Consider the following 14,370-nt stretch of genomic DNA (forward strand, 5'->3'; position numbering starts at 1 on the left):
CGCCGGTGGGGTGAGTGGAGGAACGGCGTGCGGGGCTGCCCTCGCCCGCCGGATGGCCCGGTTTCTGTACCTGCTCAGGAGAGTTGGTGGCCGAGGTCGATCAGAGCTTGTGCGGCAACCAACAGTTGGTAGCGAGCAGCGTTCGCGTAGCCCGACTGCCGCAGCGCGGAGAGTAGGCCCGGAGAAGTTCGCAGCCGATCCAGATCGCGGGCGAGAGCAGCCGAGTTGGTGAAATCGGTCGCCATTCCCGAGGCGGCGAGGGCCTCGCTGAGGCCGGGCACGGGTTGGTAGAGGACGGGCAGTCCACAGGCTTGGGCCTCCAGCGCGACCAGGCCCATGGCCTCCAGGGTGGTGGACGGCATGACCAGTACGTCGTGCTCGGCGAACGTCTTCCACAGTTGTGGACGGCGGAGCCAGCCGAGGTAGCGGGGCCGTAGGCCGGCCCGTTGCAACAGCGGTGCCAGGGCGTGGGATTGGGACCTGGGCGCAGCGATGCTCAGCTCGATACCTGGCACGGGCGCCAGGCTCTTGATCAGAGTGTCGCCTCCCTTCTCTGCGGTCAGCCGTCCCGCGTACAGCAGCCGTAGGTGGCTGGCAGAGGCGCGAGTTGGCCGGGGTGGTGGGTCGGTGAGTAGGTGGTTGGGGATGCCCCAGGGGATGTGGGTGATCTTCCTGCGGTCGGTCTGCGGGGCGAGCTTGAGCAGGCGGTCGGCCATTGCCACCGTCGGCACGACGATCGCGTGGGCGGCTCTGGCGGTCTCGCGCAGGACGCGGAGTTGATCGCGGTGGGCCTCGGCGAAGATCAGGTCGGTGCCGTGGACCAGGGCGATGCGGGGATGCAGGGGCAGGGCTCGGATCAGGGCTGGGGTGGCGCCGAATGTCAGGTGTTGGAGGTGCAGGACGCCGATCTGGTTTGGGTCGATCGCGGCTGTGAGGGCCCTGCGTAGGGCTGTGACGTAGCTGCCGAAGGCCGGGCCTTCCAGGCACTTGCCGGCCACGGGCAGCAGGTCGAGCCCAGCGGGGAGAAGGCGCCTCGCGTTGGACGGGCCGAGCATGAACGCGCGTGCGGGGATGAGGGGGCGGTCGCCCGTGTAGAGGTCGAGGAAGAGTTCGACGCTGCCGCCCGGACTTCCGGCGGGCAGGTCCAGCAGGGTGGCGGCCAGTGGCCCGGCGGCTGGGCGGGGACTCACAGGACTCCTCCGGGGATCTCTTCATAGAGGCGGGAGATGTCGATGCCGTCCGTATCCGCGTACTTGGAAAGCTGCTGCTGGTAGCTGGCGGGCGTGCCGAAGGCGGTGATGAAGACGAGCTTGCCGAAGGTCATCCCCGGGTAGACCCGGACGGGTTTGGCGGCGCGGATCTCCAACGTCCAGCGAATGGCGTGGCCTTGGTGGCCGAGCGGGGCGGAGACATGGACCCAGATGCCGAGGGTGCCGATGGTCCGATCGCCGTTGAGCATCTGCGCGTACGCCTCCGAACCGGTCTTCTCCAGCGTGACACCGAGGTAGAGCACCTCCGGCTTGAGCACCAAGCCCGTTGCGGGGATGAGCTGTTCGACGAACGCGGTGGGGGCGGCGGCGTCCAGTTCACCGGCGCAGACGCGAAGAGTGTCGCCGAGCCGCCAGTCGTAGGCGTTCGGGGAGAGACGGGCGGAATCGTACGGCTCGATCGTGATCTCCCCAGCCTGAACGGCGGCTCTGATCGCGGGGCGGGTCAGGATCACGAGGCGACCGCCTTCAACGGAGCGACGTCCCGCCAGTACCTTGACGGCTGCGGACCTGTGACGCCCTGGTACTTGCCTTCGTAGGGGTCGATTTCACCGGTGGAGACGAAGAACATGATCTGCGCGATCTTCATGCCGGCGTACACCCGTAGCGGGCGGACTGGCGAGAGCATCAGCGTCCACTGGCCGTGGAAGCCGATGTCGCCGATGGGGGCGGTGATTTCGACGAAGAGGCCGAGCCTGCCAACCGAGGAGCGACCGAACAGCAGCGGTACGAAGGAGTTGGAGCCGACCTGTTCGAGGGTGTGCCCGAGGTACAACTCGCCGGGCTGGAGCACGTATCCGCCCTTCCCGATCTCCATCTCACAGGTGGAGTTGGGGCGGTAGGAGTCGATCACGGTGTCCACGTAGGTCAGCAGGGTGGGACCGAGGCGGACGTTGTAGCTGTTGGGGTTGACCTACTCCAGCTCGAAGGGGTCGATGGTCAGTCGACCGTCGCAGGCAGCGGCGGTGATCTCTGGCCCGGTGAGGATCACTGCTCGCCTCCCTCGGTGACGCCGCCGGGCAAGGCGGTGGCCAGGACGCGGCGTACTGCTTGGCTGAGCCGGAGTCCGGCTTGATGTGTACGACTGCCCAGGTGGCTGTCGGCGAGGTAGCCCGTCGTCAGCACGCTGCTCATCGCCGACGGAAGAGGCATGGGAGCAATGGTCAACGGGCCGACGCATTCAGCGAGTTGCCTGACTTGTCGTGGTCCTGGGCGTGCTCGTCAGGAAGGACGGCGTGGACGAGGTGGTTGTCGAAGGGCTCGATGGCCAACAGGTCGCCGAGGGTGAGTACTTCGCCGAGCGGTACGGAACGGAGCGCGGTCTCGTTGAGGATCACCGCATCTGCGCCGAGGCCGGAGTGGAGTCGGCCAGCGATCTCTCGCACCAGACGGCTGCGGTCCAACTCCCCATTGCGGTAGGGCTCGTTCACGGTTCCGAGCGGACTCGCCAGCTTCCGGCTGAAGAGGGAGATCTTCTCCCGCACCGTGGCGAGGTCTCCGGGAACTGCGGTGGCGTTGGGAAAGGTGCATGTGCGGGCGGCCCAGCCGCTGCCGCCCGGTTCTGCGGTGGCGTAGCCGACGCCGAGTTCGCGTCCCTTGACGACCAAGGTGTTGCCGATGCGCACCGGGCCGTAGGTGTCGCTGTGGCAGTGGCCGGCGAAGATGACGTCCGCGAACGGGCAGGCGACGGCCAGCTTCAGGTCCTCCTCGAAGCCGGAGTGGGACAACACGATCCAGGCGTCGGCTCGGTGGTGGTTCTCCAGCATCACCTCGCGCAGGGCGTGAGCCGGGTTGGTGACGTGATGGCCGTTGCGATCGCGGGTGGGGATCGTGTTGAACGCCTGGGGACCGATGCCCGCGGTGATGGCGACCCGTTGGCCGCCGATCCGCTTGACGCGTACGCGGTCGAAGAGCGGTTTGCCGTTGGTGTCGGAGGTGTTGGCGCACACGGTCATCTCGTGCAGCCCTGGTTCGAAGTAGTGCGGCCAGCCGTGATTTCCGGGCGCGAGCAGGTCGTACAGGCTGGTGAGGACCTCGCGCTCGATCCGGCCCTTGCCGAAGCGGTAGTAGCCGCTCCCTTCGAAGAAGTCGCCGCAGTCCACGATCAGGCTCTCGGCCCTGGCGTTGTAGAGGTGGGTGAGCATCGGCATGCCCGCGTCGAAGGCCGAGTGGACGTCGGTCGTAGCGATGATCTTCCGTAAGCGTCGGCTCATGGGGTGACCTCGCAGATGTCGGCGCCGAGGGCGTGCAGTTTGGTGGGCAAGTCCGCGTGTCCGCGCCGGAGTTGGTCGAGACCGCCCAGCGTGGTGACACCGCGTGCGGTGAGGCCGGCGATGAGCAGGGCGGAGCCCGTGCGGATGTCGGTGGCCTCCACTCCGGTGCCGATCAGCTGCTGCGGGCCGGTGAGACGGCACTTGGTGGGCGACAGGTCGTGGATCTCGGCGCCGAGCCGGGCGAATTGGGGCAGGAGGTTGCCGTGGCGGCCGGGGTTGATGGTGTCGGAGAAGAGATGGGTGCCGGGGCGGGTGAGGGCCAAGGCCATCAGGGGCGGTTCGAAGTCGGCGTCCAGGCCGCCGGGGGCGAGGGAGGCTACAGCTCGTAGCGGCCTGCCGGTGGGGCGGGTGTCCTAGGCATGGATGGTCAGTACATCGTCCTCGGTGCTCGCGGGCACACCGAGCTGTCGTAGAGCGCTGACCAGAGGAACGACATCGTCGCCGCGTACACCGCAGATACGCGCCTCGCCGCCCGTCACTGCGACGGCACAGGCCAGCGTGCCTGCCTCGATCTTGTCGCCGGGCACCTTCCAGGCGATGGTCTCCGTGGGAGCGGACGGGGGCGGCGCGAGCGAGAGAAGAGACTCACTGGCCCGGCACTGCCATCCAGCCAGCCGTAGCGCCTCTACGACACTGAGCACTTCCGGCGAGAGGTTCGGCCCTCCCAGCCGCAGTGGCCGTCCGGCCACGACCGCGCGCAGGACTGCGGCGATGGTCGCGCCTCGGGAGCGGAAAGGCAGCATGATCGAAACCGTTCCGGTCAGCCCGGCGGCTGCTTCCACGAGGTAGCCCCGGTCGTCGACGGTCGCACGATCGCCGAAGCACTCGTAGACCGCGAAGTGCTGTTCCATGCCGCGTTCCCCGATCCGGCATCCGCCTGGCCAGGGAAGTCGGGCCCGTCCGTATGCACCAAGCAGCGCGGGGGACGAGGTAGTACGAGGCTCGGATACGTGCGGCGGTCTCGGGGTCGGGCCCCGCTTGCGGCCTGTCGCTGGGCAGGATGACCGCGGTGCGCGGATCGGAGACGGGGCAGCCCGTGTGCCAGCCGGACTGCTGGAGCAGGGTGGACACGGGCAGCCCCTACCTGCCCGGCACTCCTGACGTCACCGTCTTCGCATCCGGACACTGCTGGCGAGGTGTCCACGTGGACATGGGCAACCCCCACGCCGTGGCCTTCCTCGACGACCTTTCCCTCGCCGGGCCCCTACGCGTCCCGCCGCAGACCGCCCCGCACGGCGCCTACCCGGAAGGAGTGACGGTCGAGTTCGCCCTCCGCGTCAGCCGCCGGCACCTCTCTCTGCGGATACACGAGCGGGGCGTCGGCGAGACACACGCCTGCGGTACCGGGGCATGCGCCGCGGTCGCGGCCTTGCGCCACCTCGACCGGCACACGGATGCGGCGACCTACATCGTCGACGTGCCTGGAGGCCGTCTCGGAGTGACAGTGCACCCGGACGGGACGATGACACTCGAAGGCCCCGCGCTCATCGTCGCCCAAGGGGTGATTGGGTGAAACGCTCATGGATCGGCGGAAGCTCAACGCGCCGACTCCAACCGTCGGTTGAGGCCAATGTTGAGCGTGGCCATTGGTTTCGCGCTGGTGAGGCGAGATGGCCCCGATGCTGTGCAGAGTCGCTGACCTATGTGTGAATCGACTTCTTCGGCACACGAGAGATAGATACGGCGATGGGCGGTCGGAACTTCGTAGCCGGTCCGGGCGGGACGAAGTCGTCCTGAGTCAGCTCCGCCTGGAGCCTCCGCTCGCCGACGGCAGCGTAGTGCGATGACAACGAACCGTCGGCCCTCGCGCAGCGCAGCTACGAACGGGCTCCGGTCGGCCGCTACGGTGGGTGAACCGGCGGGTGATCCGCCTGGTCACCGACGTGATGGCAGCCATGAGCCGCCCGTAGTCCCGCGCATGCCATGGTCTCCGGCGGCATCAGGAACCTACCGGTTGTCCCAGTCGAGTCGGAGGACGGCGATGTCGTCGGTGTGACGTCCGGCGTTCAGTGCCTGGGCTTCTTTGATGAGGTGGTCGACGTGGGCGGCTGCGTCGGTGGGCGGCAGGTCGCGGATGAGGGCAAGGAGCCCTTCGACGCCGAGTCGGCCGGTGTGTGGGCCGTTGTGTCCTTCGGTGAGGCCGTCGGTGTAGAGCGTCAGGGCTGCGGCGGCCGGGAGCGGGATGACCGTGGCGGGCCAGGCGGCGGGCTTCTGGGTGATGGCCAGAGCCGGTCCGTGTTCCACGTCGAGTTCGTGGGTGCCGTCGGCGGTGGTGAGGAGCGGTGCGTGGTGGCCGGCCAGGTGGAGGGTGGCGGTGGCGGCGTGCTGGTCGAGGGTGAGGAGGGTGCAGGTGGCGAACAGGGGCTGGGGGCCGCGTTCGGCGACCAGGATGCGTTCCATGAGGTGCAGGAGGCCGGGACCGCGGTGGCCGCCCAGGACGAGGGAGCGCCAGGCGATGCGGAGGCAGACGCCGGCTGCGGCGGCGTCCGGCCCGTGTCCGCTGACGTCGCCGACCACGGCGTGCAGGAGGCCGTCGTCGCCTTCGACGACGTCGAGGAAGTCCCCGCCCAGCAGCGCTCGTTCGGCGCCGGGCAGGTAGCGGGCGGTCACGGTGACCGTCGAGGTGTCGAGGAGGGGCTGGGGCAGCAGGCCCCGTTCCAGGCGGGCGTTCTCCTCGGCGCGCAGGCGTGCGTTCTGGGCCTCGGCGGCTGCGCGTTCGCTCTGGCTGCGGTAGACGGCGTAGCGGATGGTCCGGTGCAGCAGGTCGGCCGCGACGCTGCCTTTGACGAGGTAGTCCTGGGCGCCGGCGGCCATGGCCTCGGCTCCCGCCTGTGTCTCGGCCAGGCCGGTGAGGACGATCACGGCGGTGTGCGGGGCGAGTTCGCGGACAGCGGCGATCGCCTTGGTGCCGGAGGCGTCGGGAAGGTGCAGGTCGAGCAGGACGCAGTCGATCTCGCGGGAGGCGAGTTCGCGGCGGGCCGCTGCGAGCGTTGGCCGCGTGGACAGCTCGAACCGCAGCCCAGTGTCGTGGAGAAGTTCGTCGACGAGTACGGCGTCCGCCTCGTCGTCCTCGACCAGGAGGATGCGGTACGCCTGGTCCGGCGAGGGCGCTCCTGGATGGGCTGGGGCGAGGGTGGTCACGGTCCTGGCTCCGTGTCGGCGCGGGTCGCTTCGGGCATCGTTGATGGTTCTATCGCCTTGGGGGGCTCGCTGGCGAGGGTGAAGGTGATCCGGGCGCCATCCGTGTAGTCGGGATCGACGGCGATGGTGCCGCCGTGGAACTCCACGATCTTCTTGCACATGGCCAGGCCGATGCCGCTGCCGTCGTAGGCGTCCTTCGTGTGCAGCCGCTGGAAGATCACGAACACCTTGTCGACGTACTCGGGGCCGATACCTATGCCGTTGTCGGTCACAGTGAAGCACCACAGTTCGCCGTCCTGGGCGGCGGAGATGTGGATCGCGGGCGGCTGGCCGGGGCGGCGGAATTTGACGGCGTTGCCGATCAGGTTCTGCCAGAGCATGCCCATCTGGGTGGGGTCGGCGACGAGCGAGGGCAGCGGATCGTGCGTGATGGACGCCCCGCTCTCCTCGATAGTCATGCTCAGCGAGGACAGGGTCTGCCGCAGCACCGCACCGAGGTCGACGCTCTGGAGTTCGTGATGGACGCGGCCGACGCGGGAGAAGTCGAGGAGGTCGCTGATGAGGACCTGCATGCGGTTCGCGCCGTCGACGGCGTAGTCGATGTACTGGTCGGCCCGGGCGTCCAACTGGCCGCCGTAGCGGCGCTGGAGGAGCTGGGTGAAGCTGGAGACCTTGCGCAGCGGCTCCTGCAGGTCGTGGGAGGCGACGTACGCGAACTGCTCGAGTTCGGCGTTGGAGCGTTGCAGGTCGGCCGCCTGGGCGTGGAGGCTCACGCGTGCCTCTTCGGTGAACGCCAGCTCCCGTACCAGGCGTCGGCGCATGAAGTCGATCTCGCCGCTGAGCCGGCGCAGGTCCGCCGGCCCGGTGGGGGTGATGGGATGGCCGAAGTCGCCGCCGGCGATGGCGCGGGCGTCCGCGCCGAGCTGTCCCAGGGGTGTGGTGATGCCGCGGCGCAGCCCTTCGAAGACCAGCACGCTCAGTACGGCGATGACGAGCGCGATTGCGGCGAAGACCCAGTTCCGCAGTCGCATCGTGGACGAGAGGTCCGTCGCGGCCTGCGTCCGCTCCGCCCGCAGCCGCTTCTGCTGGCCGGCCAGGGCGGCACGGAGCGCGTCGAAGTCCGTCTTTCCCTCCGCGGCGCGTTCGGTGGCGAGCGGTGAGGGGCTTCCGGCGGGAGCGGCGGCGATGGGACGGGCGACCCGTGCCTGCCAGGTCTCCGCGGCATCCCGTACGGCCTTCAGGTCCTTGAGGCCGGTCGCGTCACCGTGGAGCAGCTTCGTCAGGCGGGCGGTGCTGGTTGCCTGGTCGGCCAGTCCCTGCTGGTAGGGGGTGCGGAAGTCGGCGGTGCCGGTGAGGCCGTATCCGCGGATGCCGGTCTCCTGGTTCAGGAGCGCCGATTCCAGTTGCAGTGCCGTGCTCAGGGCCGGAGATTTCACGTTCACCAGGTTCTCGGTGAGCGATCCCGTGCGTTGGAGCATCCACGCGCCCGTCACCCCCAGCAGGGCCAGGGCCGTCAGCGAGACGACCGCCCCGACGCGCAGCCACCGCCGGGTCGTCCAGGCGGAAAACGTCCCCGCACGTGTTCTCGTGCTCCCGCTCATCCCGAGTACCCCTCCGCAGTGACAGCCGCCTGCACCATACGGGGGCGCCGCCACTGTAGGGGATGTACGACAACCGTTGTTGTCGTACGACCGGCCGGGGGCCTAGGGTGCGGACCATGCCCGGCAAGGATTTCGCTCTGCAGTCCACCCCCGAGGAGACGGCAGCCCTCGCGGACGCCGCGGTCGGCCGGCTTGCCAGACGCCTTGCCCTTCAACTGCTCGACGAGGCCCCGTCCTCACCGGAGACGGATCCGGCGGCACCCGCACTGACCCTGCTGTACCTGCTGGACCAGCTCCGACAGGCCGCCGAACGCCTCCAACGGGACGCGGCCGTCTCCGCAGCCCGCGCGGGCGCCGGATACCCGCAGCTCGGTGCCGCCTGCGGCCTGACCCGCCAAGGTGCCCGCCGCCGGTGGCCAGGACTCTTCCACCACTCTCCCGAAGCACCCCTGGAGCATCCGATGATGACCACCCCCGCACGGCCCTTCGACGTCCTCCTCGTCGAGGACGACATGGCTGATGCCCTGCTCATCGAGGAAGCCCTCAGCGAACGCGGCGCCCGCAACCTCATCCAGGTCACCGACGGAGTCGCCGCACTGGAACACCTGCGCAACTCCACCAGCGCCCGCCCCGACCTGATCGTCCTGGACCTGAACATGCCCCGCATGAACGGACGCGACCTCCTGCGGATCCTCAAGTCGGACGAGGACCTCCAGACCATCCCCGTCGTCGTGCTCACCACCTCCACCGCCCCCGACGACGTCGCCGGCGCGTACAGCAGCCACGCCAACGCCTACGTGAGCAAGCCCGTCAACCTGGACGAGTTCGAGCGCGCCGTCCAGAGCATCGACACCTTCTACCTCGACACCGTCACCCGCCCGCCCCGCCCCTGACAGCTGTTCCTTCCCGTTCCTCTGTCGGTCGGGTCAATACCCGGCAGTCAGGACCCTCCCCGGAGCGTAAGGCCGAACCGACCGGTGGACACGCCTCCGTCGCGTCGCCGTGGCAGGCACGTACTCGTGAAACCGGCTCGGCCTGCGCAGCGGATACGCCGCCGGGCTAGTGAGCCTTTCAGGCGGCCGGAGTCGGGGAGGCCCGGTCGGTGTCCGGGCGGCCGGTGCCCGGAGCTTCCGCATTCCGGCGCTGTTCTTGGAGCAGGTCATCCGCGAGGGCGAGGGCGGTCTCGATGGTGTGCGCCCCGGTGGTGACACACAGGGTGTGGGTCATGTCGTCCAGTCTGCGCCGGTTCTCAGCGGTGTCGCTTTCGAACTGCATGATGCGAGCTTCCGCGTAACGCGACAGCAGGGTGCGCAGAACCTGGGGCTTTGGAGTGATCATGAAGGCCCTCTCCCTGTGCGGTAGTCCCCTCCTCTCCGGGAAGTGTGCGCGCATAGCCGCTCTTGCGCAGCGCCGCCCCGCAGAAATGCTGGAGTCGCGGTTCCTCCGGTCGCTGAGCTTGGACATCGATCAGCTCGGCGGCCTCCGTGTCCCCACCGGAGCGCACGCACCAGCCCGCTCCGCCGCTCGGTTCGCGCTCGGTCGCGGGGTGCGGCGGGACAGCGTGCACTGGAAGAGGTGGGAGCGAGTGTGACTCGCCCCGTACTGAGCACCCGAGGAGTGAGGACGCACGTCCCCCATGTTGGTCCCGAGGCGAGGAGAGCAGTCATGCCAGCAGGTTCCAGCCCCAAGCGGGAACGGCAGTACGAGCACATCAAGGACAGTGCGGAGAAGCGGGGAGCGTCCACCGGGCGCGCGAAGGAGATCGCCGCGCGGACGGTCAACAAGGAACGGGCCCGCTCCGGCGAGGCGAAGCAGCCGGGCAAGGTCTCCACCCAGGACAGGAAATCCGCCTCGCAGCGGGGAGGCGAGCGCTCGCACCGAGGCCCGGTGAGTCCCACCAGGGACCAGTTGTACGAGGAGGCCAGGAAGCGCAACATCCACGGCCGCTCCTCCATGAACAAGCAGCAACTGGCCAAGGCACTCGGCCACTGACCGTCGCATACGTCGCGGACCCCTGGTCTCGCGACCCGTCACTAAGAAAGGCGCATCCCCATGGCTGACAGGCCCCTCAACGGCCACCGTGTACTGGCGCTCGTCACCAACTACGGGGTCGAACAGGACGAACTGCTGGTGCCGCTCACGCGGCTGCGCGAGGACGGCGCGGACGTCACCGTCGCCGCCGCGACGGCCGACCCGATCCAGACCCTGGTCGGAGACAAGGACCCCGGCGAAACCGTGCAGCCCGACACCACCTTCGACGTGGTGGACCCCGGCGACCACCAGCTCCTGCTGCTCCCCGGCGGCACCCTCAACGCCGACCAGCTCCGCCTCGACGACAAGGCGCTCGCCATCGTCAGGGCGTTCGTCGCCTCGGGCCGCCCGATCGCCGCCATCTGCCACGGCCCTTGGGCCCTGGTCGAAGCGGACGCCGTCCGGGGCAAGACGCTGACGTCCTACGCCTCGTTGCGCACCGACATCCGCAATGCCGGAGCCGCGTCCTGGGTCGACGAGCCGGTGGTCAGCGACACCGCGGGCGGCTACACCCTGGTCACCTCCCGTACGCCAGAGGACCTCGACGCCTTCGTCGACGCGATCGACAAGGCCCTGGTCGGGTCCTGAACCAGGAACTCAGGAACTCGACCCGCGGCGGGCAGCCCGCGCCCCCTGCCGCACCGCCAAGGGACTCCCCAACACGGGGACGCCCCTCTCGACGATTGGACTCCTCCATGCTCAAGGCCATCGCTGACGTATTGCGCTCGATCGGCAGTGCGATCGCCACCGTCGTCACGCTGCCCTTCCGCGCCGTCGCCCGGCTCTTCGGCGGCGCCTCCGACAGCGCGCACGGCCATCACTGACACCGATGTGCGTCGCCTGCCCGCGTCAGGTAGCGGTGCGCACGGCAATCGGGAACCGGTGGGCGTCCTCGCGTGCGGGCGTTCGCACGGAAGCAGCCCCGGACCTCCGCGGACCGACGCGCTGAGTTCCATGCCCCAGGTGAGGACGAGGTGGAGGACGAGTCATGCCGCGATCGCGTGAAGAAGCTCGTTTCAGACACCCTCGGCACGAGCGCCGGGGGGAGCCTCGGCTGCCGGCTGTGGCAGCGACACTCGTCGCCATCGCGCTCTACCTCTTCCTGCCCCAGCAGCTCCTGATCGCCCCCCGTTACGTCCTGCCCGCCCTGGAGTTCGTGCTCCTCGTACCCCTCATAGCGATCAACCCGCGTCGGCTGACCCGACAGACGCGGGCGTTCCGCGTGCTGTCGCTGACACTCGTCGCCCTGATCGGGGCCAGCAACCTCTTCGCCCTGGGGATCCTGGTCCATGAGCTGGTGTCCGCCGGAGTCAAGGACGGCCGGGAGCTGTTGGTGGCGTCGTTGCAGATCTGGCTCACCAACATCATCGTCTTCGGACTGGCCTACTGGGAGCTGGACCGGGGCGGCCCGGTCAGCAGGACCCAAGTGCCGCGTGAATCACTGCCGTTGGCGGACTTCCGCTTCTCTCAGGACGAGAACGCCGGCGCCGTCCAGGAGGTCTCCGACGGCTCCAGCAAAACAGCCGACTGGGTACCCACGCTGATGGACTACCTCTACGTGTCGGTGACCAACTCCACCGCCTTCAGCCCCACGGACACCATGCCGCTCTCCGCCCGCGCCAAGTTCCTGATGAGCGTGGAGAGCGTCACCGCCCTCCTCACCTCGCTCCTCGTGATCGCCCGCGCGGTGAGCATCCTGCACTGACGGTGTCCCAACCCGCTCACCGACGGGCCTCGCGCGGCGAGCGCATGCAGCGGGTGTCAGTTGGCCTTTCCGGACCCAGGGGTGGGGAATGCGCGGATGGCTTCGGTGTCCTGTGTGCCGTCGGTGATGTCCCGGGCGAGGTCGGAGAGTTTGCGGCTGTGGGCGCGGGCGTAGGCACGGAAGACGCTGAACGCTTCGTCGATGGGCGTCTGCCATCGCTCGGCGAGGATGCCCTTGACCTGTTCGATGACGATGCGGCTGTTGAGGGCGTACTGGAGCTGGTCGCGTTCGGCCTCGGTGTGCGCGAGGGTGCGCTGCTGGAGGATGGCGATGGTGGCCACGTCGGCGAGGGCCTGGGCAAGGATCCGATCCTGTTCGGCCAGGGGCTCGGGGACGGTCCGGAAGAGGCTCAGCGCGCCGATGGTCCGTCCGCGAAGTCGCAGCGGAATGGCGTTGGTGGCGACGAAACCGGCGCCTTGCGCGCCCCGGACGAAGTCGGGCCACCTGGCGGCGGCATCGGGGTCGGTCAGGCTGATGTTGATCCGCGGCCGGCCGTCGCGGCAGCAGTCGACGCAGGGGCCCTGGTCGTGCTGGAGGGCGAAGAGTTCCAGCATCCGGGTGTCTTCGTCGGAGGCGGCCAGGACGTGGAGTCCGTCGTTCTCGTCCGCGAGCAGGATGCCGACGGCGGCGACGTCCAGCAGGTCCCGGCAGCGCACGGACAGCTTCTGCAGGAAGTCGATGACGTCGAAGTCGTCGATCAGGGAGTCGGCCACCTCGACGAAGACTTCGGTGAGCTGCTGTTCACGGGTTGTCATGGGGATCAGTCCTCGTCTGCGTCATCGGGGAGGTTCGTCGGGTGCGGATCGGGGGCAAGCCGCAGGCGCCTGGCCACGATGTCCCGGGCTGTATCTGTAAGGGTGCGACTGTTGCCGTAGGCGTGGGCGCGCAGCCGTAGGAGCGCCTCGGCCAGGGGTACCGCGAGCTGAACGCTGACCATGCCGGTCGCCTGGTGGAGGACCGCCTGGTGCAGTACCGGAGGTTCCAGGTCCCGGTACTGCGCCGAGGACAGCTGCGGATCTCCGAGGTCCAGAACCCGTCGGGTCAGGACGCCGGCGAGTACGTCGACATCATCGCCCTGTGCCGAGGTCAGGTGTCCGGGTGTGCTTCTGGCCAGGGTCAGCACGCCCAGTGTGATGGCGCCGATCCGCAGCGGGAAACAGAACACCGCCCGCACGGCCGTGACGGACACCTCGGCCGAGAGGGCGGGCCAGCGGTCCTCCCTTACGCTGCCCATATCGGGCACGCGCACTACGGCGCCACCGGCCCGGCAGTCAGGTCCCGGGCCCTGCCCGAGGGTGAACTGCAGATCCTCGAAGTCGCTCGAGATGACGGCCGAGGACCACAGCAGCTCCGCCTCGCCCGATGCGGTGACCGCGCTGACCGCGATCCCGTCCACGGCGAGCAGGTCGGCCGCGTCTTCCGCCACGTCCAGCCAGGACGCGGTCTGCAGCAGCCGCAGGATCTCCGCCATCCCGTCACTGATCATGGGGCTCCGCTGGACGTCTGCCGGGCATCGTCCCGGGGCGCCTGGCCGTCCGGGCGCCGCCCGGTCAGGAGGTATCCCGTGCCGGTCACGTCCAGGAGCAGCCGCACGACCGGGGCGAGGTGGTGCAGTCGTACGTCTCCGTCCTCCGCAGCGGCGTGCCGCGAGGCGGCGATGAAGACGTTCAGACCGCTGGCGTCGCAGAAGCCGACCGCGGTGAGGTCGATGTCGATGTCCGTTGCCTTTTTGGCCCGGCATGTGGCCAGAGCCGCCTGGATGGAGGGAGCGGTGGACAGGTCGATCTCACCCTCCAGGACGATGGTCGCCCGGCCATCGGACCGGTAGCGGATCATCGCACGCACTACAGACACGGCGCCTCGACTTCCCGGACCCGTACCAAAGTCACCCTGAAGGTGCACTGGCGCGGGGCGCGCTCGGAGGGGTGAGCAACGAGCTTGCCGAGAGGACGGTGGCTGAGCCGGACGGTCGGCCGCCTGGACACTCCAGGAGAGAGGCGGTCCGCTTACCGGAGGTTGACGCCGTCCAACGACAAAAAGCGCCGGGGTCAAGGACGCACTACCACCCTACGCGGCATCGCGGGCAGTGCACAGCTGTTCGCTTTCGCCACATCAACCCGCCCCGAAGGCGGCGAAGGCGGAGAACATCCCTGGAGGATCAAGCCGTCATCTCCGTTCCTTCCTGCGAAACTCGTACTCGTCGAGGAAGTCGGCGGCGACGTCCGCCGGAATGGCGACGAGGGCGCCGGTAGTGCCGAGTAGCACCGGGGGACGACTCCTGGCGCGACTTC

At 68.9% G+C, this 14,370-nt stretch carries 14 protein-coding genes and 3 pseudogenes; 6 read left to right on the forward strand and 11 right to left on the reverse strand.

Annotated features, from left to right (window positions below):
- Positions 1-74: 74 nt before the first annotated feature.
- From R2B38_RS45265 to R2B38_RS45285, 5 genes and pseudogenes are all read right to left on the reverse strand, one after another.
- Positions 75-1,190 (reverse strand): glycosyltransferase family 4 protein, encoded by a 1,116-nt coding sequence (locus R2B38_RS45265; protein ID WP_318022041.1) that lies wholly within the window; start codon positions 1,188-1,190, stop codon positions 75-77.
- Complete coding sequence (locus R2B38_RS45270; protein ID WP_318022042.1) at positions 1,187-1,723, reverse strand: dCTP deaminase domain-containing protein; 537 nt, start codon at positions 1,721-1,723, stop codon at positions 1,187-1,189. The genes R2B38_RS45265 and R2B38_RS45270 overlap by 4 nt, the downstream gene beginning before the upstream one ends.
- Positions 1,720-2,259, reverse strand: a pseudogene (dcd, locus tag R2B38_RS45275) (dCTP deaminase). The gene R2B38_RS45270 and the pseudogene dcd overlap by 4 nt, the downstream one beginning before the upstream one ends.
- Positions 2,256-3,481 (reverse strand): annotated as a pseudogene (locus tag R2B38_RS45280) (bifunctional metallophosphatase/5'-nucleotidase). Before R2B38_RS45280 ends, dcd begins: the two co-directional pseudogenes overlap by 4 nt.
- A pseudogene (locus tag R2B38_RS45285) lies at positions 3,478-4,618 on the reverse strand (UDP-N-acetylglucosamine 1-carboxyvinyltransferase). Before R2B38_RS45285 ends, R2B38_RS45280 begins: the two co-directional pseudogenes overlap by 4 nt.
- On the opposite strand from R2B38_RS45285, the gene R2B38_RS45290 reads away from it, so the two are divergent.
- A complete protein-coding gene (locus R2B38_RS45290) occupies positions 4,551-5,054 on the forward strand; it encodes a hypothetical protein (protein WP_318022043.1) in 504 nt (167 codons plus the stop codon). The pseudogene R2B38_RS45285 and the gene R2B38_RS45290 sit on opposite strands and share 68 nt — an antisense overlap.
- 434 nt (positions 5,055-5,488) lie before the next feature.
- Here R2B38_RS45290 and R2B38_RS45300 read toward each other — a convergent pair whose 3' ends face one another.
- Positions 5,489-6,682: a PP2C family protein-serine/threonine phosphatase gene (locus R2B38_RS45300; protein ID WP_318022044.1), complete on the reverse strand. Its 1,194-nt coding sequence runs from the start codon at positions 6,680-6,682 to the stop codon at positions 5,489-5,491.
- Positions 6,679-8,283, reverse strand: a complete 1,605-nt coding sequence (locus tag R2B38_RS45305) for a sensor histidine kinase (protein ID WP_318022045.1) — start codon at positions 8,281-8,283, stop codon at positions 6,679-6,681. Before R2B38_RS45305 ends, R2B38_RS45300 begins: the two co-directional genes overlap by 4 nt.
- A gap of 116 nt (positions 8,284-8,399) precedes the next feature.
- Here R2B38_RS45305 and R2B38_RS45310 point away from each other — a divergent pair, with 116 nt between their 5' ends.
- The gene (locus tag R2B38_RS45310) at positions 8,400-9,176 is read left to right on the forward strand and encodes a response regulator (RefSeq protein ID WP_318022046.1); all 777 of its coding nucleotides are present in this window, start codon (positions 8,400-8,402) and stop codon (positions 9,174-9,176) included.
- Between the two features lie 178 nt (positions 9,177-9,354).
- On the opposite strand, the gene R2B38_RS45315 is transcribed toward R2B38_RS45310, so the two are convergent.
- Positions 9,355-9,621 carry a DUF5133 domain-containing protein gene (locus tag R2B38_RS45315; RefSeq protein WP_318022047.1) on the reverse strand — a complete coding sequence of 89 codons (267 nt, stop codon included), beginning with the start codon at positions 9,619-9,621 and terminating at the stop codon, positions 9,355-9,357.
- A 327-nt stretch (positions 9,622-9,948) separates the two neighbouring features.
- Here R2B38_RS45315 and R2B38_RS45320 point away from each other — a divergent pair, with 327 nt between their 5' ends.
- The 4 genes from R2B38_RS45320 to R2B38_RS45335 all read left to right on the forward strand — a co-directional run bounded on the left by R2B38_RS45320 (position 9,949) and on the right by R2B38_RS45335 (position 12,019).
- A complete protein-coding gene (locus R2B38_RS45320) occupies positions 9,949-10,275 on the forward strand; it encodes a plasmid stabilization protein (protein ID WP_318022048.1) in 327 nt (108 codons plus the stop codon).
- 60 nt (positions 10,276-10,335) lie between these two features.
- Entirely contained in the window at positions 10,336-10,902 is a 567-nt protein-coding gene (locus R2B38_RS45325; RefSeq protein WP_318022049.1) for a DJ-1/PfpI/YhbO family deglycase/protease, read from the forward strand.
- Positions 10,903-11,009: 107 nt separating this feature from the next.
- Positions 11,010-11,138 (forward strand): LPFR motif small protein, encoded by a 129-nt coding sequence (locus R2B38_RS45330; protein ID WP_266775348.1) that lies wholly within the window; start codon positions 11,010-11,012, stop codon positions 11,136-11,138.
- 164 nt (positions 11,139-11,302) lie between these two features.
- Positions 11,303-12,019 (forward strand): hypothetical protein, encoded by a 717-nt coding sequence (locus R2B38_RS45335; protein ID WP_318022050.1) that lies wholly within the window; start codon positions 11,303-11,305, stop codon positions 12,017-12,019.
- Between the two features lie 56 nt (positions 12,020-12,075).
- On the opposite strand, the gene R2B38_RS45340 is transcribed toward R2B38_RS45335, so the two are convergent.
- The 3 genes from R2B38_RS45340 to R2B38_RS45350 are packed head-to-tail and all read right to left on the reverse strand — an operon-like array spanning position 12,076 to position 13,933.
- A complete protein-coding gene (locus tag R2B38_RS45340) occupies positions 12,076-12,834 on the reverse strand; it encodes a GAF and ANTAR domain-containing protein (protein WP_318022051.1) in 759 nt (252 codons plus the stop codon).
- 5 nt (positions 12,835-12,839) lie between these two features.
- Positions 12,840-13,565, reverse strand: coding sequence for an ANTAR domain-containing protein (locus R2B38_RS45345; protein WP_318022052.1), 726 nt, complete (start codon positions 13,563-13,565; stop codon positions 12,840-12,842).
- Positions 13,562-13,933, reverse strand: coding sequence for an STAS domain-containing protein (locus R2B38_RS45350; protein ID WP_318022053.1), 372 nt, complete (start codon positions 13,931-13,933; stop codon positions 13,562-13,564). Before R2B38_RS45350 ends, R2B38_RS45345 begins: the two co-directional genes overlap by 4 nt.
- Positions 13,934-14,370: the final 437 nt, after the last annotated feature.

This window comes from Streptomyces sp. N50 (assembly GCF_033335955.1).
Classification (GTDB): domain Bacteria; phylum Actinomycetota; class Actinomycetes; order Streptomycetales; family Streptomycetaceae; genus Streptomyces.